The sequence below is a fragment of the Mycobacterium conspicuum genome (genome assembly GCF_010730195.1).
Lineage (GTDB): Bacteria > Actinomycetota > Actinomycetes > Mycobacteriales > Mycobacteriaceae > Mycobacterium > Mycobacterium conspicuum.
Window position 1 is genome coordinate 2861204 of the sequence record NZ_AP022613.1, and the last position, 18898, is coordinate 2880101.

Below are 18898 nucleotides of genomic sequence, written 5' to 3' on the forward strand. Positions count from 1 at the left end.
CTTTCGAGGTGCCCGAGCGGCGCCTCACCAAAAATCCCTGTCGGCGAAGGTACCCGAAGCCGGTGGCTAGGCTCCGGATATGAGTCTCGACGCTCCCTCCACCCAGACCGTGCACGCCGGTCAACTCATCGCGCGGCGGCTGCGGGCCAGCGGCATCGACACGATGTTCACCCTGTCCGGCGGCCACCTGTTCTCCATCTATGACGGCTGCCGCAGCGAGGGCATCCGGCTGATCGACACCCGTCACGAGCAGACCGCCGCCTTCGCCGCCGAGGGCTGGTCGAAGGTCACCCGGGTGCCGGGGGTGGCCGCGCTGACGGCCGGACCCGGCGTCACCAACGGGATGAGCGCGATGGCCGCCGCGCAGCAGAACTGCTCGCCGCTGCTGATTCTCGGCGGCCGCGCCCCGGCGCTGCGCTGGGGCATGGGATCGCTCCAGGAGATCGACCATGTTCCGTTCGTGGCCCCGCTGACGCGCTTCGCGGCGACCGCGCAGTCCGCCGAGGCCGCGGGTCGGCTGGTCGACGACGCGCTGCGGGCGACCGTCGGCGCCCCCTCGGGCGTCGGCTTCGTCGACTTCCCGATGGACCACGTGTTCTCCAGCTCCGACGATGACGGCCGGCCTGGCGCCCTGGACAGCTTGCCGGCCGCGCCGCACGCCGACCCCGACGCCGTCGATCGGGCCTGCCAGCTGCTGTCCGCGGCGCAACGCCCGGTGATCATGGCCGGCACCAACGTCTGGTGGGGACGCGGCGAGGCCGCGCTGCTCCGCCTGGCCGAGCAGCGACGGATCCCGGTGCTGATGAACGGCATGGCCCGCGGCGCGGTGCCCGCCGACCACCCGCTGGCGTTCTCCCGCGCACGCTCAAAAGCGTTGGGGGAGGCTGATGTTGCCGTGGTGATCGGGGTGCCGATGGATTTCCGGCTGGGTTTCGGCAAGGTGTTCGGCGCGCAGACCCAGCTGATCGTGGCGGACCGTGTCGTCCCGGAACGCGAGCATCCGCGCCCCGTCGCGGCCGGACTGTACGGCGACCTGACGCACACCCTTTCGGCTTTGGCGGGCGCCGGTGCCGGCGAGCATCGGGACTGGATCGGCGAGCTGCGCGCGACCGAGGCCGCGGCGCGTGCCGGCGAGCGGGCCGAGCTGGCCGACGATCGGACCCCGCTGCACCCGATGCGGGTGTACGCCGAGTTGGCGCCCATGCTGGACCGCGACGCCATCGTCGTCATCGACGGCGGGGATTTCGGCTCCTATGCCGGCCGGGTGATCGACAGCTATTTGCCCGGCTGCTGGCTGGACAGCGGACCGTTCGGCTGCCTCGGCTCGGGCCCGGGCTACGCGTTGGCCGCCAAACTCGCCCGACCCGACCGTCAGGTCGTCCTGCTGCAGGGCGATGGCGCGTTCGGGTTCAGCGGCATGGAATGGGACACCCTGGTGCGGCACAACGTGCCCGTCGTCTCGGTGATCGGCAACAACGGAATCTGGGCTCTCGAAAAGCATCCCATGGAGGCGTTGTACGGCTATTCGGTGGTGGCCGAGCTACGGCCCGGCACCCGCTACGACGAGGTGGTGCGCGCGCTCGGTGGCCACGGCGAGCTGGTCTCGACGCCGGCCGAGCTGCGGCCCGCCCTCGAACGCGCCTTCACCAGTGGGCGGCCCGCTGTGGTCAACGTGCTCACCGACCCGAACGTCGTCTACCCAAGGCGCTCCAACCTGGCCTGACGGCCGCGCGAGGGTCCCCAAATGTACAGCTTTTAGGGCGTGTCGCTGTACATACGGGGACGCTCGCGGTGAGGTGGGCACCCGGTACCGTTGAGCTGTGTCAAAGACCACCAGCGACCGGCCTGGCCGCTTCAGCAGCCGATTTTGGCGCCTGCTCGGCGCCAGCACCGAGAAGAATCAGAGCCGCTCCCTCACTCAGGTCACCGCCTCGGAGGAGTACAACGAGGAAGCCGCCGAGCTCACCGACGACAAGCTGCGCAAGGCGGCGGGGCTGCTCAAGCTGGAGGATCTCGCCGACTCCGAAGACATTCCGCAGTTCCTGGCGATCGCCCGGGAAGCGGCGGAACGCTCAACGGGGTTGCGGCCCTTCGACGTTCAGCTGCTGGGGGCGCTGCGGATGCTGGCCGGCGACGTGATCGAGATGGCTACCGGTGAGGGCAAGACGCTCGCGGGCGCGATCGCGGCCGCGGGCTATGCGCTGGCGGGCCGGCACGTGCACGTGGTGACCATCAACGACTACCTGGCCCGCCGCGACGCCGAGTGGATGGGTCCGCTGATCGAGGCCATGGGCCTGACCGTCGGCTGGATCACCGGGGAGTCGACGAGCGAAGAGCGCCGCGCCGCCTACGAATGCGACGTCACCTACGCCTCGGTCAACGAGATCGGCTTCGACGTGCTGCGCGACCAGCTGGTGACCGACGTCGCCGACCTGGTGTCGCCCAATCCCGATGTGGCGCTGATCGATGAGGCCGATTCCGTGCTGGTCGACGAGGCGCTGGTGCCGCTGGTGCTGGCCGGCACCACGCACCGCGAGACGCCGCGACTGGAGATCATCGAGCTGGTCGGCCAGCTCGACGCCGAGACCGATTACGACACCGACTCCGACAACCGCAACGTGCATCTCACCGACGTCGGCGCCCGCAAGGTGGAAAAGGCGCTCGGCGGCATCGACCTGTACTCCGAGGAACACGTCGGCACCACGCTCACCGAGGTCAACGTCGCGCTGCACGCCCACGTGCTGCTGCAGCGCGACGTGCACTACATCGTGCGCGACGACGCGGTGCACCTGATCAACGCCTCCCGCGGCCGCATCGCGCAACTGCAGCGCTGGCCGGACGGCCTGCAGGCCGCCGTCGAGGCCAAGGAGGGCATCGAAACCACCGAGACCGGTGAGGTGCTCGACACCATCACGGTGCAGGCGCTGATCAACCGCTACGCGACCGTGTGCGGCATGACCGGTACCGCGCTGGCCGCCGGCGAGCAGCTGCGCCAGTTCTACAAGCTCGGCGTGTCACCGATACCGCCCAACACCCCCAACATTCGCGAGGACGAGGCCGACCGGGTGTACATCACCGCGGCCGCCAAGAACGACGCGATCGTCGATCACATCGCCGAGGTGCACGACACCGGGCAGCCGGTGCTCGTCGGGACCCGCGACGTCGCCGAATCCGAGGAGCTGCACGAGCGGCTGGTGCGCCGCGGCGTGCCCGCGGTGGTGCTCAACGCCAAGAACGACGCCGAGGAGGCGCAGGTGATCGCCGAGGCCGGCACCTACGGCACCGTCACGGTGTCCACCCAGATGGCCGGCCGCGGCACCGACATCCGGCTCGGCGGCTCCGACGAGTCCGACCACGACCGGGTCGCCGAGCTGGGCGGGCTGCACGTGGTCGGCACCGGCCGCCATCACACCGAGCGGCTGGACAACCAGCTGCGCGGCCGCGCCGGACGCCAGGGCGACCCGGGGTCGTCGGTGTTCTTCTCCAGCTGGGAGGACGACGTCGTCGCGGCCAACCTCGACCGCAACAAGCTGCCCACCGAAACCGACGAGGACGGCCGGATCGTCAGCCCCAAGAGCAGCGGGCTGCTCGACCACGCGCAGCGCGTCGCCGAGGGCCGGCTACTGGATGTGCACGCCAACACCTGGCGCTACAACCAGCTGATCGCCCAGCAGCGCGCCATCATCGTCGATCGGCGAAACACGTTGCTGCGCACCGCAACCGCGCGCGAGGAGCTGGCCGAACTGGCGCCCGACCGCTACGAGGAGCTGTCCAAGGACATCGACGAGGAGCGCCTCGAGACGATTTGCCGGCAGATCATGCTCTTTCACCTCGACCGCGGCTGGGCCGACCATCTGGCGTACCTGGCCGACATCCGCGAGAGCATCCACCTGCGCGCGCTCGGCCGGCAGAACCCGCTCGACGAGTTTCACCGGATGGCCGTCGACGCGTTCGCGTCACTGGCGGCCGACGCGATCGAAGCGGCCCAGCAGACGTTCGAAACCGCCAACGTCCTCGAAGAGGAGCAGGGGCTGGACCTGTCCAAGCTGGCGCGGCCGACGTCGACGTGGACCTACATGGTCAACGACAACCCGCTGTCCGATGACACGCTGTCGACGCTGAGCCTGCCCGGGGTCTTCCGCTAGCGCGGCGCAGCGGGGCGCAGCGGGTCGCCACCACTGTCTCGTGGCGATCGCAAGCGCGGCGTAGCCGGGCGCGGCGGGTCGCCACCACTGTCTCGTGGCGATCGCAAGCGCGGCGTAGCCGGGCGCGGCGGGTCGCCACCACTGTTAAGGTCACGGCTCATGGAGGCCGAGCTTCCGCCAGATCGGGTGCTGACGGTGCCCAACCTGCTGAGCGCCATTCGGCTGGCGCTCATCCCAGTCTTCATCTATCTGCTGCTGGTCGCGCACGCCCAGGGCTGGGCGGTGGCAATCCTGATGTTCAGTGGCGCTTCGGACTGGGCCGACGGCAAGATCGCCCGGTCGCTGAACCAGTCGTCGCGCCTGGGCGTCCTGCTCGACCCGGCCGTCGATCGGCTCTACATGGTGGCGGTTCCGGTCACGATGGCGGTGCGCGGGATCGTGCCGTGGTGGTTCGTCGTGACGCTGCTGGCGCGCGACGCACTGCTGGCCGCGACGCTGCCGCTGCTGCGCAGCCGCGGGCTCTCGGCACTGCCGGTGACCTACGTCGGCAAGGCCGCGACGTTCGCGTTGATGTCGGGCTTTCCGCTGGTACTGCTGGGGCAGTGGCCCGCGCTGTGGAGCCGCGTGGTGGGAAACTTCGGATGGGGGTTTTTGATCTGGGGTATGTACATGTACCTGTGGGCGTTCGTGCTCTACGTGGTGCAGATAACGCAGGTGGTGCGCCAGATGCCCAAGCTCAGCAAGGCCGATCAGCGGCTGGCCCACGAAGCAGGTGAACATGGCTGAACCGGATCGGCTGCTCGGGGGCTATGACCCCAGCGCCGGGTACCGGGCCCACGCGCCGCAGCCCAAGCACATTCCGGTGCCCTCCCTGCTGCGCGCCTTGCTCTCCGAGCACCTCGACCCCGGCTATGCCGCGGCGGCCGCCACCCGCGCGAGCGCACCGCCGAGCGCGCGGGCGCGCGTATTCGGCTGGTTTTGGCAGGCCCTGGCCGCGGGGCTGGTCGCAGCGGTGTTCGCCGCCGCAGTCGCGCAGGCGCGCTCGGTGGCTCCCGGGGTGCGCAGCGCCCAGCAGCTGCTGGCGACCAGCGTGCGCTCCACCGAGGCCGCCGCCACCAAGTTGGCCCAACGGCGCAGCGTGCTCACCAGGGAACTCGACGACGACCAACGGCGCGTTTTGGCCAGCGACGCCGAGGGGCAGCGCCTGCTGACCCGCCTCGACGCGCTCAGCCTTGCGGCAGCCAGCACGGCCGTCATCGGTCCGGGCCTGACGGTGACCATCACCGATCCCGGCGTCGGCCCGAACCTGTCCGACGTGTCCAAGCAGCGGGTCAACGGCAGCCGGCAGATCATTCTCGACCGCGACCTGCAACTCGTCGTCAACTCGCTGTGGGCCAGCGGTGCCGAGGCCATGGCCGTCGGCGGCGCCCGGATCGGGCCGAATATGACCATCCGACAGGCCGGCGGCGCGATCCTGGTCGACAACAACCCCACCGCCAGCCCCTACACCATCCTGGCCGTGGGACCGCCGCACGCAATGCGCGATGTCTTCGATCACAGCCCGGGGCTGCAGCGGCTGCGCCTGCTGGAAACCTCCTACGGCGTCGGCGTCACCGTCAAGGTTTCCGACGGGCTGTCGCTGCCGGCCGGCGCGGTCCGGGATGTCAAGTTCGCCAAGCAGATTGGGCCCTGATGAACGAAGCTTCGGCAACATGATCGGTATCGCGGCGCTTGCCATCGGCATCGTGTTGGGTTTGGTTTTCCACCCCAGCGTGCCCGAGGCCATCCAGCCCTACCTGCCGATCGCGGTGGTCGCCGCTCTCGACGCGGTCTTCGGCGGCCTGCGCGCCTACCTCGAGCGGATTTTCGACCCGAAGGTGTTCGTGATTTCGTTCGTGTTCAACGTCTTGGTGGCCGCGCTCATCGTCTACGTCGGCGACCAACTGGGGGTGGGCACGCAGCTGTCCACGGCGATCATCGTGGTGCTGGGCATCCGCATCTTCGGCAACGCGGCGGCCCTGCGCCGCCGGCTGTTCGGGGCTTGACGGAGATCCGATGAGCGAGAACCAGGACCCCCCGGAGCGCGGCCGTCACGAGCTGCGCGGCGGGCGAACGCGGTTGGCGTTCGGCGCGCTAGCCGTCGTGTTATGCCTGGTGCTGGGGATCGCGATCGTCACCCAGGCCCGCCAGACCCGTTCCGGGGACTCGCTGGACACCGCCCGCCCGGCGGACCTGTTGGTGTTGCTGGATTCGCTGCGGCAACGCGAAGCAACGCTCAACACCGAAGTGGCCGACCTGCAGAACACCCTGAACTCGCTGCAAGCCTCGGGCAACAGCGACCAGGCCGCCATCCAGAGCGCTCAGGCCAGGCTGGCGGCGCTGTCCATCCTGGTCGGCGCGGTGGGTGCCACCGGGCGCGGTGTCACGTTGACCATCGACGACCCCGGACCCGGCGTGACGCCGGAAGCGATGCTCGACGTGATCAACGAGTTGCGGGCCGCAGGTGCCGAGGCGATCGAGACCAACGACGCCCACGATTCGGTGCGCGTCGGCGTCGACACCTGGGTGGTCGGCGCGCCCGGCTCGCTGACCATCGACAACAAAACGCTGTCGCCGCCGTATTCGATTCTGGCGATTGGTGATCCGCCGACGCTGGCCGCCGCGATGAACATTCCCGGTGGCGCCGAGGACAGCGTCAAACGCGTGGGCGCGCGCATGACCGTGCAGCAGTCGGACCGGGTGGACGTGACCACCTTGCGGCAACCGAAACCGCACCAATACGCTCAGCCCGTCAAGTGAACCCGCCCGACCGCCAGACCAGAACAGGATCACCGTGAGCGATATCCCCGCCGATCTGCACTACACCGCCGAACACGAGTGGGTTCGCCGCAGCGGGGGAGACACCGTGCGCGTCGGGATCACCGATTTCGCGCAGTCGGCACTGGGCGACGTCGTCTTTGTGCAGTTGCCCGACGTCGGCAGCGAGGTGTCCGCGGGCGAGTCGTTCGGCGAGGTGGAGTCGACCAAGTCGGTCTCCGATCTCTACGCGCCGGTCTCGGGCAAGGTGGTGGCCGTCAACGGCGACCTCGAGGGCAGCCCGCAACTGGTGAACTCCGACCCGTACGGCGCGGGCTGGCTGCTCGATGTGCAGGCCGCCGACCTGGGCGCTTTGGAGTCGGAGGTGTCCGAGTTGCTCGACGCCGAGGCCTACCGCGGCACGCTGACCGAATGACGGTTGCTAAGTTTTTCCGAGGTGCTCGCCAGCGGGCGCCGATAGGGGTCACGGAGGACCATCGAGGCTCATCCGGCGGTGGGGGCACGATGCGTTGCAGTGCGCGGTACGGTCAACACACCGGCCTGGGAGCCTCCGTCGGGCTTCGGCGAGTATTGGACGGTTGAGACGGTAGTAATCGGTAAAACAAGGCGGAGAATCGAGTGGGAGGCCGGCCGAACGGCCCGGTCAGACAAGGCGATATAGAGCCGCGAAGCTAGTCACAGGGCCAGAAGGAGCAGCGGGTGACGGACAACAACGAGCAGACTTCTGACGAAGTCACCGTGGAGACGACCTCGGTCTTTCGCGCCGATTTCCTCAACGAACTGGATGCTCCGGCACAAGCGGGCACCGAGAGCGCGGTATCCGGGGTGGAAGGACTCCCCGCCGGTTCGGCCTTGCTGGTCGTCAAACGCGGACCCAACGCCGGGTCGCGCTTCCTGCTCGACCAGGCCATCACGTCCGCTGGCCGGCACCCCGACAGCGACATATTCCTCGATGACGTCACCGTGAGCCGGCGCCACGCCGAATTCCGGTTGGAGGGCAACGAGTTCCACGTCGTCGACGTCGGCAGCCTGAACGGCACCTACGTCAACCGCGAGCCGGTAGATTCGGCGGTGTTGGCCAACAGTGACGAGGTGCAAATCGGCAAGTTCCGGTTGGTGTTCCTGACCGGACCCAAGCAAGGTGACGACGGTGGCGACTCGGGAGGGGGAACCGGAGGCTAGTGAGCGCGCCCGATAGCCCGGCACTGGCCGGGATGTCGATCGGGGGGGTCCTCGAGCTGCTGAGGCCGGATTTCCCCGACGTCACCATCTCCAAGATCCGCTTCCTGGAGGCCGAAGGGCTGGTGACGCCGCAGCGCGCCGCATCGGGCTATCGGAGATTCACCGCGTACGACTGTGCACGGCTGCGCTTCATCCTCACCGCGCAGCGCGACCACTACCTGCCCCTGAAGGTGATCCGCGCGCAGCTGGACGCTCAACCCGACGGTGAGCTACCGCCGTTCGGATCGCCTTATGGCGTACCGCGATTGGTGTCGGTGGGGGACAGCGCCGGCTCGGGGGCTGAGCATCCCATCGGATCCAAAGTCGGATCCGAGGCGGGACCGGCCCCCGTCCGGCTGAGCCGAAAGGACGTCCTGGAGCGCTCGGGGGTGGACGACGATCTGCTGACTGCGCTGCTCAGGGCGGGCGTGATCACCACCGGGCGGGGCGGATTCTTCGACGAGCACGCGGTCGTGATCCTGCAATGTGCGCGGGCGCTGTCGGAGTACGGCGTCGAGCCGCGCCATCTGCGGGCGTTTCGCTCGGCGGCCGATCGGCAGTCCGACCTGATCGCGCAGATCGCGGGGCCGTTGGTCAAGGGCGGTAGGGCCGGTGCCCGCGACCGCGCCGACGACTTGGCGCGGGAGGTCGCCGCGCTCGCCATAACTTTGCACACCTCGTTGATCAAGTCCGCGGTGCGCGACGTTCTGCAGCGCTGAGGATTAGACTTCGATGGACACACTTGGTGTTCGTGCGGCATGGCGGAGGGCAGACACAGATGGGTGAAGTTCGTGTGGTCGGCATTCGTGTCGAGCAGCCGCAGAACCAGCCGGTGCTGTTGCTGCGCGAGTCCGACGGTGACCGGTACTTGCCGATCTGGATCGGTCAGTCGGAAGCCGCCGCGATCGCGCTGGAACAGCAGGGCGTCGAACCACCCCGCCCGCTGACACACGATTTGATCAGGGATCTCATTGCCGCGCTTGGACATTCGCTCAAAGAGGTGCGGATCGTCGATCTGCAGGAGGGCACCTTCTACGCCGATCTGATTTTCGACCGCGACATCAAGGTGTCGGCGCGCCCCTCGGACTCGGTGGCGATCGCGCTGCGGGTCGGCGTCCCGATCTATGTCGAGGAAGCGGTGCTGGCCCAGGCCGGCCTGCTGATCCCCGACGAGACCGACGAAGAGGGCAACACCGCCGTCCGTGAGGACGAGGTGGAGAAGTTCAAGGAGTTTCTCGACAGCGTGTCACCCGACGATTTCAAGGCGACCTAGCCGCGGAGGGGTTTAGCTGTTTCGGGGGTTGTCAATAGTCACGGATGCATCTCATCTAGCCCCGAAACGCGACACGCCTGCCGGTTAGCCACCTACCGACCGAAGCGGCGGCCATACTTTCATCAAGACTTAGGTCACAGTAGCTATCGAACAGCAGTAAGCTTTCTAGCACTCGGGCCTGACCAAGGGTGGCTGTCCAGGCAGTCAGAGACGCAGCTAGCGACCACAGCGCGATCGGCGAGAGGAAGCACCGTGAGCGAGCAGCCACGTCAAGGTCAACTGGACCTTGGTGACCACGCGGACGGCGCGACCAGTGGTGACGGCGCCCCGGAAAACCCCACCGCGACCGCACCCGTGCAACCCGGACTGTTTCCCGACGACTCCGTGCCCGACGAGTTGGTCGGCTACCGCGGGCCCAGCGCCTGCCAGATCGCCGGAATCACGTATCGCCAGCTGGACTACTGGGCGCGGACCTCGCTGGTGGTGCCCTCGATCCGCAGCGCGGCCGGCTCCGGCAGCCAGCGGCTCTATTCGTTCAAGGACATCCTGGTTCTCAAGATCGTCAAGCGGCTGCTCGACACCGGTATCTCGCTGCACAACATCCGCGTGGCCGTCGATCATCTGCGTCAGCGCGGCGTCCAGGACCTGGCCAACATCACCCTGTTCTCCGACGGGACCACGGTGTACGAGTGCACGTCGGCCGAAGAGGTCGTCGACCTGCTGCAGGGCGGTCAGGGCGTGTTCGGCATCGCGGTGTCCGGTGCGATGCGCGAGCTGACCGGCGTCATCGCCGACTTCCGCGGTGAGCGCGCCGACGGCGGCGAGTCGATCGCCGCCCCGGAAGACGAGCTGGCTTCCCGTCGCAAGCACCGCGACCGCAAGATCGGCTGATTTCTCGCCATTTGGCGCGAGCGTCCCCATTTGCACCGCTTTACCGGCGTGTCCCTGTACCTACGGGGCCCCTCGCGGTCTAGTAAGCTCGACAACGCATCGCACTCGTGCGGGAGAGTTCTGTGGCCGCCAGCTACGGACGCCGAAGGAGCAATACCTCTCCGTCAACCTCTCAGGCCCCCGGACCGCGCGAGATAACGATGCCTCTGGAAAGCGGCGTGGACGGATACCGGTCCACGCCCGCCGATGGGGAAAGGCGCAGGCATACGGCGCTGAATCTCTCAGGCGCCCGATTGGCGGGTGAAGACAGAGGGAGAGGGCCAGTAGTCCCCTCTGCCCGCTGTACCCGTCAGGAGTTTCGCCAGTGGCTCACCAATCGTCATTCGCAGACCGGCACATCGGCCCCGACGGCCAGGCCGTCGCCACCCTGCTCGCGGCCATCGGGGTCGACTCCCTCGACGAACTCGCGGCCAAGGCCCTGCCCGCCGGCATCCTGGACAAGCTCAGCAACGGTGACGCCCCCGGGCTGGACCGGCTGCCCCCGGCGGCCAGCGAGGCCGAGGCGCTGGCCGAGTTGCGGGCGCTGGCCGACAGCAACACCGTCGCCGTGTCGATGATCGGGCAGGGCTACTACGACACGCTCACACCCCCGGTGTTGTTGCGCAACATCATGGAGAACCCGGCCTGGTACACCGCCTACACCCCGTACCAGCCCGAGATCAGTCAGGGCCGGCTGGAGGCGCTGCTGAACTTCCAGACCATGGTCGCCGACCTCACCGGCCTCGAGATCGCCAACGCGTCGATGCTCGACGAGGGCACCGCGGCCGCCGAGGCCATGACCCTGCTGCACCGCGCCGCCCGCGGCGGCTCGAACCGCCTCGCCGTCGACACCGACATCTTCGCCCAGACCGCCGCCGTGCTGGCCACCCGCGCCAAGCCGTTGGGCATCGAAGTCGTCACCGCCGACCTGCGTGACGGCCTGCCCGACGGTGAGTTCTTCGGCGTCGTCGTGCAGCTGCCCGGCGCCAGCGGGCGCATCACGGACTGGTCGGATCTGGTGGCCGAGGCGCACGAGCGCGGCGCGCTGGTGGCCGTCGGCGCCGATCTGCTGGCGTGCACCCTGATCACCCCGCCCGGCGAAATCGGGGCGGACGTCGCGTTCGGTACCACCCAAAGATTCGGTGTGCCAATGGGATTCGGTGGCCCGCACGCCGGCTACCTGGCGCTGCACAGCAAGCACGCCCGGCAGCTACCGGGCCGGCTGGTCGGCGTATCGGTGGATGCCGACGGGTCGCCGGCCTACCGGCTGGCGCTGCAAACCCGCGAGCAGCACATCCGCCGCGACAAGGCGACCAGCAACATCTGCACCGCGCAGGTGCTGCTGGCGGTGATGGCCGCGATGTACGCGAGCTATCACGGCGCCGAGGGCCTGACCGCGATCGCCCGCCGCGTGCACGGTCACGCCGAGGCGATCGCCGCCGGCCTGGGTGACGCCCTGGTGCACGAGCGCTACTTCGACACCGTGCTGGCCCGGGTGCCGGGGCGCGCCGACGAGGTGGTGGACAAGGCCAAGGCGCAGGGCATCAACCTGTGGCGTGTCGACGCCGACCACGTGTCGGTGGCCTGCGACGAGGCGACCATCGGGGCGCACGTCAACGCGGTTCTGGACGCTTTCGGAGTTGCCGCTGGCGAGCCGGTCGACAGCCCGATCGCCACCCGCACCTCGGCGTTCCTCACCCACCCGGCGTTCACCCAGTACCGCACCGAGACGTCGATGATGCGCTACCTGCGCACGCTGGCGGATAAGGATATCGCCTTGGACCGCAGCATGATTCCGCTCGGCTCGTGCACGATGAAGCTCAATGCCGCGGCGGAGATGGAATCGATCACCTGGCCCGAAATCGCGCGACAGCATCCGTTCGCCCCGGCCTCCGACACCCCGGGGCTGCGCCGGCTGATCGCCGACCTGGAGGGCTGGCTGGTGGACATCACCGGCTACGACGCCGTCTCGCTGCAGCCCAACGCCGGATCGCAAGGCGAGTACGCCGGCCTGCTGGCGATCCACGACTACCACGAAAGCCGCGGCGAACCGCACCGCGACATCTGCCTGATCCCGTCCAGCGCGCACGGCACCAACGCGGCGTCGGCGGCCCTGGCCGGGCTGCGGGTGGCCGTGGTGGCCTGCCGCGAAAACGGCGACGTCGACCTCGACGACCTGCGGGCCAAGGTGGCCGAGCATGCCGACCGGCTGGCGGCGTTGATGATCACCTACCCGTCCACGCACGGCGTCTACGAGCACGACATCGCCGACATCTGCGCGGCCGTGCACGACGCCGGTGGCCAGGTCTACATCGACGGCGCCAACCTCAACGCGCTCGTTGGCCTGGCCCGGCCGGGCAAGTTCGGCGGCGACGTCAGCCACCTGAACCTGCACAAGACGTTCTGCATTCCGCACGGCGGCGGCGGCCCGGGCGTCGGCCCGGTGGCGGCGCGCTCGCATCTGGCGCCGTTCCTGCCCGGCCACCCCTACGCCCCGGAGCTGCCCGCCGGCCGGCCGGTTTCGTCGGCGCCCTACGGCTCGGCGTCGATTCTGCCGATCACCTGGGCCTACATCCGGATGATGGGCGCTGACGGCCTGCGGGCGGCGTCGCTCACCGCGATCGCCGCGGCCAACTACATCGCTCGCCGGCTCGACGAGCACTTCCCGGTGCTCTACACCGGCGAGAACGGCATGGTCGCCCACGAGTGCATCCTGGACCTGCGGCCGATCACAAAGGCCACCGGCGTGACCGTCGACGATGTCGCAAAACGCTTGGCGGACTATGGTTTTCACGCACCGACCATGAGCTTCCCGGTGGCCGGCACCCTGATGGTGGAGCCCACCGAGAGCGAGAGCCTGGCCGAACTCGATGCCTTCTGTGAGGCGATGATCGCCATCCGCGGCGAGATCGACCGGGTCGGCGCGGGGGAGTGGACCGTCGACGACAACCCGCTGCGCGGCGCACCGCACACCGCCGAATGCCTCCTGGTCGCCGACTGGGATCACCCGTATACCCGCGAGGAGGCCGCCTACCCGCTGGGCAAGGCCTTCCGGCCCAAGGTGTGGCCGCCGGTGCGGCGCATCGACGGCGCGTACGGCGACCGCAACCTGGTCTGCTCATGCCCGCCGGTGGAGGCGTTCGCTTAGAAACTCACGGCCCGGCCGTCAAACGCCAGATCGAAGGCCGCGTCATCGGCATGGCCGAGCATGTCGGCCGACATGTGGGTCAGGATGATGTGCCGGCTTGCCAGCTGATCGCGATGGGCGATGAGGTCGCAATGCCGAAGATGGTAGGGCACCGGTTTGTCCCAGTAGTAGGACTCGGCGATGAAGAGGTCGCTGTCCGCGGCCAGATCGATGAGGGTGTCGGTCCACGCGGTGTCGCCGGTGTACGCGATCGTCTTGCCGGCCACAGCGATTCGCAACCCCAGGGCGGTGTTGCCCGGCATCCCGTGGTCGACCTCGACGGCGTGTATCACTGCGGTGTCGATGCTTTCTGCGCGGTTGTCGGGCTGCAATTCGATCACGTTGACGTCGAACCGCCGGCGCACCGTCGAAGAGCCGGGAAACATCACCTCCAGGGCTGCGGTGAGCCGGTCGGCCGTGCCGACCGGCCCGGCAATCGTCAACGGGGCCTCACGACGGTTGAACTGTCCCTCCAGGATCAGCTGCGGCAGTCCACCGTAATGATCGACGTGTAGATGCGAAACCACCACAGCGCCAACCTGATTGGGGTCGATGCCTTGGCGTTTGAGGGCGACCAGGCTGGTCGCCCCGCAGTCGAGCAGAATCGGCCCCTGCCCACCGGCCTGCACTGCGATGCAGGCTTGCAAGCGCCCCCCACTTCCGAACGCATCGCCAGATCCGGCGAACGTCACCGTGACATCACCTGGGCCAGATTCGCCGGACTCGGCAATCAACGTCATTTCCCGATTGTTGCCGACCAGACGGGAGAAATCGACGCTCATGGCGTTCCTGCAGCGGACAGCGTGATGTCACCGGCGACAGCAACTTTCAAAAGGTGTCGTGCCTTGCATTGCCCTGGTTTCAGGGGGCGGGTGGGACCCACCTGACTCCACCGGGAGATGGCGCGGTCAGCCCAAAAACGTCGTGATCGCGGTGGCGAGTTCGGGAGTCGCCGACGTCGGCAAGTTTCGATAGCTACCACCACTGAGCTGGGCGACGGCTTCCCACGTCGCCCGGTCCGGGTCGGCGCCGAAGTCGATGACGTTGACCGCGACCGGCTTGGCCGGATCGGCACTGCGTTTGATGAAGTCCTGCAGACCCGGCCCGTCCAGGGTTTGATCCGTGTGCGGACCGCCGGTGATCACCAGCACCGAATTCGTTTGGCCGCCACGGTAATTGGCGAGCATCTCGCCGTACACGATGCGCAGCGTGGTAAACGACACGGCACCGCCATTGGAGGAATACTGCTTGTCCAGCGCGCCGAGCAGGGCGGCCGAGCGGGGCTGGCCGTTGACCGGGTCGCTCAGCGGCCCGGCGGCCACCTCCGATCGGCCCTCGTGGCCGTCGAATGTCCACAACCCCAGGACCGAGTTGGGTGGCAGCGCCTTGACCCGGTCCTGCAGCGCCGCGATCACGTTGGCCAGCCTGGTCTTTCCGCCGTCGTCGGTGGGCAGCGACTGGTCGAGCATGATCGTCGCCGCCACCCCGTTCGACGGTGTGCGGATCGCGTCGGCCAGCGTCGCGCGCTCCGCGTCGTCACCCACGGACAGCGTGGCGGGCAGCGCCGCGAAGCTGGTGACGGCGCTGCTCGGCGGTTTGACGCCGTTAACCCGGAAGCCGGCTTTGGCCAGCTTCGCGAGTTGCTCCGGCTTGTGCAGGTAATGGGCGAACTGGCTGGCCGCCTCGGTCTGCTCCTTCGACAGCCACGAGCCGCTGAGCAGCACGGTGGGATAGTCGGCGACCGGCACCGCGCCGGGCGGTAGCCAGGAGCCCAGCGTGCTCTTGGCGTCCGGCAGCGACTGGCCACGCTGGAACAGTTGCTGCTCGGTGGTGATCACCGCGTGCACCGGCGCCGCGGCCGCGTCACCGGGCTTGAGCAGCGCATCCATCGCCTCGGTCAGCGTGCCGTCCGGCAGTTTGGGCTGTGCGCCGATCAGGGCCCGCACCGGCCCGACACCCTGCGTTGGCGGCGCGCCCGCGGGCACGGACGCGGCGGCCACCGCCTCGCCGGCGAGCGCCGCGGCGTCGGCGTTGCCTTTGCTGGGTAGCGCAAGTCGCAGTGAGCCCCAGGGCGCTAAGTTCAGGCCGGCCAACGAGTTCGGGTTGGTTTGCAGGGCCGGCAGCGCGGCCCAGCTCTGGTTTGCCAGCGCCGACTGCAATTCGGGCCGCACCGCCAGCAGCACCGGCGACGTCACCAGTGAGCGGCTGTCGGTGATCGCCTTCTGACCCGAGGCCGCGGCGAGCCGCGCCGCGGAGATCGAGCTGCCCGGGATCCACAACGCGGGCTGGCAGCCCAGCTCGGCGGGCCACTTGGTGGCCAGGCCACCCAGGACGGCGTCGGCGCCGGCGGGCTTGACGCTCACCGACACACAGCGATCGCCGACCGGGCCGGCCGACGCGTTGAAGCCCTCGACGAACTCCTGCAGGTGATCGGCGATCGACGGGTCGGCGACCACCGCGACCGTTTCGTTGCCGCCCAGGCAGCGCGCCGCCGCGGTGTGCCCGCGGTGCGATAGCGCGTCGCCGAAGAAGCTCCAGATGATCACGGTGCCGACCACCACGACGACCGCGACCAGAGCCGCGATCAACCCGACGCTGACCCCGCGCCGGCCGCCGGCGCTGCGGTGGCCGCCCTGCCAGGCACCGAATCCGCGGTGGCCGGAGGTTGGCGGTGGGGGCGCGGCGACCGCCTCGGACTGACGAGGCGGAAAGTCGGGGTACTCGGGGAATTCCTGGGCGGGTCCGGATGCCGAGACATCGCCGGCATCGCCGGCGTAGGCGTCCTCATCGACCGCCGGCAGCGGCCCAGACTCCTCCCGTTCCTCCCGGTCGTCCTTCCGGTGCCTACCCATGCCGGCGCCCGCTGTCGTCCCGTCGCTTCACCGCCCGGCCAATCGAGCCGCGATCAGGCACCGGCCCGAGCTTTGGCTTCACGACGGCGCCGGTGCAGGATGGGCTCGGTGTAGCCGTTGGTTTGCTGCCCCCCGGACAAAATCAGCTCCTGGGCGGCCAGGAAGGCGATGCTGTCGTCGAAGTTGGGCGCCATCGGCCGGTAGGCGGGGTCGCCGGCGTTCTGCTGGTCGACCATCGGCGCCATCCGCTCCAGGCTGGCCCGCACGTCCTCGGCGGTGATCACGCCGTGCCGCAGCCAGTTGGCCAGCAGCTGGCTGGAGATCCGCAGGGTGGCGCGGTCCTCCATGAGCGCGACGTTGTGGATGTCGGGCACCTTCGAGCAGCCGACGCCCTGGTCGATCCAGCGCACCACGTAGCCGAGGATCGACTGGCAGTTGTTGTCGACCTCCTCGCGGATCTCCTCGGGGGCCCACGCCAGTTCCTTGGCCAGCGGGATCGTCAGCAGCTGGTCGATGCTGGTGCGGTTCTGACCGGACAGCTCCTGCTGCACCGCGGCCACGTCGACGAAGTGGTAGTGCATCGCGTGCAGGGTGGCCGCCGTGGGCGAGGGCACCCAGGCGGTGCTGGCGCCCGCGCGGGGCTGGGCGATCTTCTGCTCGATCATGTCGGCCATCAGCTCGGTCATGGCCCACATGCCCTTGCCGATCTGGGCACGGCCGATGAAGCCGGCGCCCAGGCCGGCGTCGACATTGTGGTCCTCGTAGGCGAGGATCCACGGCTGGCTCTTCATAGTGCCCTTGCGCACCATCGGGCCGGCCTCCATCGAGGTGTGGATCTCGTCGCCGGTGCGGTCCAGGAACCCGGTGTTGATGAACACCACCCGGTCGGCGGCGGCCTTGATGCACGCCCGCAGGTTCACCGTGGTGCGGCGCTCTTCGTCCATGATGCCGACCTTCAAGGTGCCCTGCGGCAACCCGAGCACGTCCTCGACGCGGCTGAACAGCTCGACGGTGAACGCCACCTCGTCGGGCCCGTGCATTTTGGGTTTGACGATGTAGATCGAACCGGTGCGGCTGTTGAGCAGCGGCCCGTTGGCGCCGTCATTCTGGGACCCGTCCCGTAGCCCGTGGATCGCGGTCACGCCGGTGAGCAGGGCGTCCATGATGCCCTCGAACACCTCTTTGTCCTCGTTGCCGTCGCTGACAAGGATGGCGTCGTTGGTCATCAGGTGACCGACGTTGCGCACGAACATCAGGCTGCGTCCGGGCAGGGTGAACTCGCTGCCGTCGGGGGCGGTGTAGCGCCGGTCCGCGTTGAGCTTCCTGGTGAAGGTCTTGCCGTCCTTGTCGACCTCTTCGGACAGGTCCCCGCGGTTCAGGCCGAGCCAGTTGCGGTAGCCGAGCACCTTGTCGTCGGCGTCGACGGCCGCGACCGAGTCCTCGAAGTCCATGATCGTGGTGACCGCCGACTCCAGGACCACGTCCTTGATGCCCGCGCGGTCGGTCTTGCCGATCGGCGATTCCGGGTCGATCAGGATCTCGATGTGCAGACCGTGGTTGACCAGCAACACCGACCAGCTGGGGGAGCCAAGCTCGCCGGTGTACCCGGCGAACTGCCCGGGGTCCGCGAGCCCGGTGGCACCTTCGGGCAGGGCGACCGCCAGCCGCCCGTCCTCGACGGTGATGCCGGTGGCGTTGGACCATGAGTCGGAGGCCAGCGGCACGGCGCCGTCAAGGAATTTGCGCGCGTAGGCGATCACCTTGTCGCCGCGCACCTTGTTGTAGCTGGTGCCCTTCTCGGCGCCGTCCTTCTCCGGAATCGCGTCGGTGCCGTAGAGGGCGTCGTACAGCGAGCCCCAGCGTGCGTTGGCCGCGTTCAGCGCAAACCGCGCATTGAGCACCGGCACCACCAGCTGCGGGCCCGCCATGGTCTTGATCTCGTCATCAACGCCGGACGTGGTGATGGTGAAGTCGTCGGGTTCCGGTTCCAGGTAGCCGATCTCGGTGAGGAACTGCCGGTATTCGTCGGCGTCGACGGGGGCGATTACGCGTTGCTTGTGCCATCGGTCGATCTGCGCCTGCAACTCGTCACGGCGGGCCAGCAAATCCTGGTTCCGCGGGGTGAGATCGGTGACGACCTTGTCGACACCGGCCCAGAAGCTGTCCGGGTCGATATCGGTGCCGGGCAGCGCCTCTTTGTTCACGAAGTCGTAGAGCACCCGGGCGATGCGCAGGTTGCCCACCGACACGCGATCGGTCATTGTTCTCCTCCATTTTTGCCTCACCGGCAATTAGTCCAGCCTACCGACCAGCAGCCCGAAGAACCTATTCCGTCGCGCGCCCTGCCAGGTCGGAGCCAGGTCAGGGCGCGCTGACGACTGCGGTCATCCCGATTCGGCGGTCGCGGGAATCGCCTCTGGCGAACCGGCGCACTGTTGCGGGCAATTCCAGGTCGACTACCGCCGCTGGTGAT

Annotated in this window: 15 protein-coding genes and 2 riboswitches; of the genes, 12 read left to right on the forward strand and 3 right to left on the reverse strand. The window is 68.5% G+C overall.

Annotated elements, in window-relative coordinates; genetic code table 11:
- Positions 1-79 precede the first annotated feature (79 nt).
- From G6N66_RS13280 to gcvP, 12 genes are all read left to right on the forward strand, one after another.
- Complete coding sequence (locus G6N66_RS13280; protein ID WP_085231015.1) at positions 80-1723, forward strand: acetolactate synthase; 1644 nt, start codon at positions 80-82, stop codon at positions 1721-1723.
- 97 nt (positions 1724-1820) lie between these two features.
- Positions 1821-4145 carry an accessory Sec system translocase SecA2 gene (gene secA2 / locus G6N66_RS13285; protein WP_085231014.1) on the forward strand — a complete coding sequence of 775 codons (2325 nt, stop codon included), beginning with the start codon at positions 1821-1823 and terminating at the stop codon, positions 4143-4145.
- Positions 4146-4304: 159 nt separating this feature from the next.
- Positions 4305-4931 (forward strand): CDP-alcohol phosphatidyltransferase family protein, encoded by a 627-nt coding sequence (locus G6N66_RS13290; protein ID WP_085231013.1) that lies wholly within the window; start codon positions 4305-4307, stop codon positions 4929-4931.
- Positions 4924-5838 (forward strand): DUF881 domain-containing protein, encoded by a 915-nt coding sequence (locus tag G6N66_RS13295; RefSeq protein WP_085231012.1) that lies wholly within the window; start codon positions 4924-4926, stop codon positions 5836-5838. The genes G6N66_RS13290 and G6N66_RS13295 overlap by 8 nt, the downstream gene beginning before the upstream one ends.
- Before the next feature lie 19 nt (positions 5839-5857).
- Positions 5858-6190, forward strand: a complete 333-nt coding sequence (locus tag G6N66_RS13300) for a small basic family protein (RefSeq protein ID WP_085231011.1) — start codon at positions 5858-5860, stop codon at positions 6188-6190.
- 10 nt (positions 6191-6200) lie between these two features.
- Positions 6201-6944: a DUF881 domain-containing protein gene (locus G6N66_RS13305; RefSeq protein WP_085231010.1), complete on the forward strand. Its 744-nt coding sequence runs from the start codon at positions 6201-6203 to the stop codon at positions 6942-6944.
- Between the two features lie 34 nt (positions 6945-6978).
- Entirely contained in the window at positions 6979-7377 is a 399-nt protein-coding gene (gene gcvH / locus G6N66_RS13310) for a glycine cleavage system protein GcvH (RefSeq protein WP_085231009.1), read from the forward strand.
- A gap of 284 nt (positions 7378-7661) precedes the next feature.
- Complete coding sequence (gene garA / locus G6N66_RS13315; RefSeq protein WP_085231008.1) at positions 7662-8144, forward strand: glycogen accumulation regulator GarA; 483 nt, start codon at positions 7662-7664, stop codon at positions 8142-8144.
- The gene (gene ftsR, locus G6N66_RS13320; protein ID WP_085231007.1) at positions 8144-8902 is read left to right on the forward strand and encodes a transcriptional regulator FtsR; all 759 of its coding nucleotides are present in this window, start codon (positions 8144-8146) and stop codon (positions 8900-8902) included. Before garA ends, ftsR begins: the two co-directional genes overlap by 1 nt.
- Before the next feature lie 59 nt (positions 8903-8961).
- Positions 8962-9456, forward strand: coding sequence for a bifunctional nuclease family protein (locus G6N66_RS13325; RefSeq protein ID WP_085231006.1), 495 nt, complete (start codon positions 8962-8964; stop codon positions 9454-9456).
- Between the two features lie 252 nt (positions 9457-9708).
- Entirely contained in the window at positions 9709-10347 is a 639-nt protein-coding gene (locus G6N66_RS13330; RefSeq protein WP_085231005.1) for a MerR family transcriptional regulator, read from the forward strand.
- Positions 10348-10447: 100 nt separating this feature from the next.
- Positions 10448-10545: riboswitch (glycine riboswitch) on the forward strand.
- Positions 10546-10667, forward strand: a riboswitch (glycine riboswitch).
- 44 nt (positions 10668-10711) lie between these two features.
- A complete protein-coding gene (gene gcvP / locus G6N66_RS13335; RefSeq protein ID WP_085231004.1) occupies positions 10712-13534 on the forward strand; it encodes an aminomethyl-transferring glycine dehydrogenase in 2823 nt (940 codons plus the stop codon).
- Here gcvP and G6N66_RS13340 read toward each other — a convergent pair.
- The 3 genes from G6N66_RS13340 to G6N66_RS13350 form a co-directional block, all read right to left on the reverse strand.
- A complete protein-coding gene (locus G6N66_RS13340; protein WP_085231003.1) occupies positions 13531-14355 on the reverse strand; it encodes an MBL fold metallo-hydrolase in 825 nt (274 codons plus the stop codon). The two genes, gcvP and G6N66_RS13340, sit on opposite strands and share 4 nt — an antisense overlap.
- Positions 14356-14481: 126 nt before the next feature.
- Positions 14482-16425 carry a substrate-binding domain-containing protein gene (locus G6N66_RS13345; RefSeq protein ID WP_085231002.1) on the reverse strand — a complete coding sequence of 648 codons (1944 nt, stop codon included), beginning with the start codon at positions 16423-16425 and terminating at the stop codon, positions 14482-14484.
- Positions 16426-16478: 53 nt separating this feature from the next.
- Positions 16479-18686, reverse strand: a complete 2208-nt coding sequence (locus G6N66_RS13350) for a malate synthase G (protein ID WP_085231001.1) — start codon at positions 18684-18686, stop codon at positions 16479-16481.
- Positions 18687-18898 lie beyond the last annotated feature (212 nt).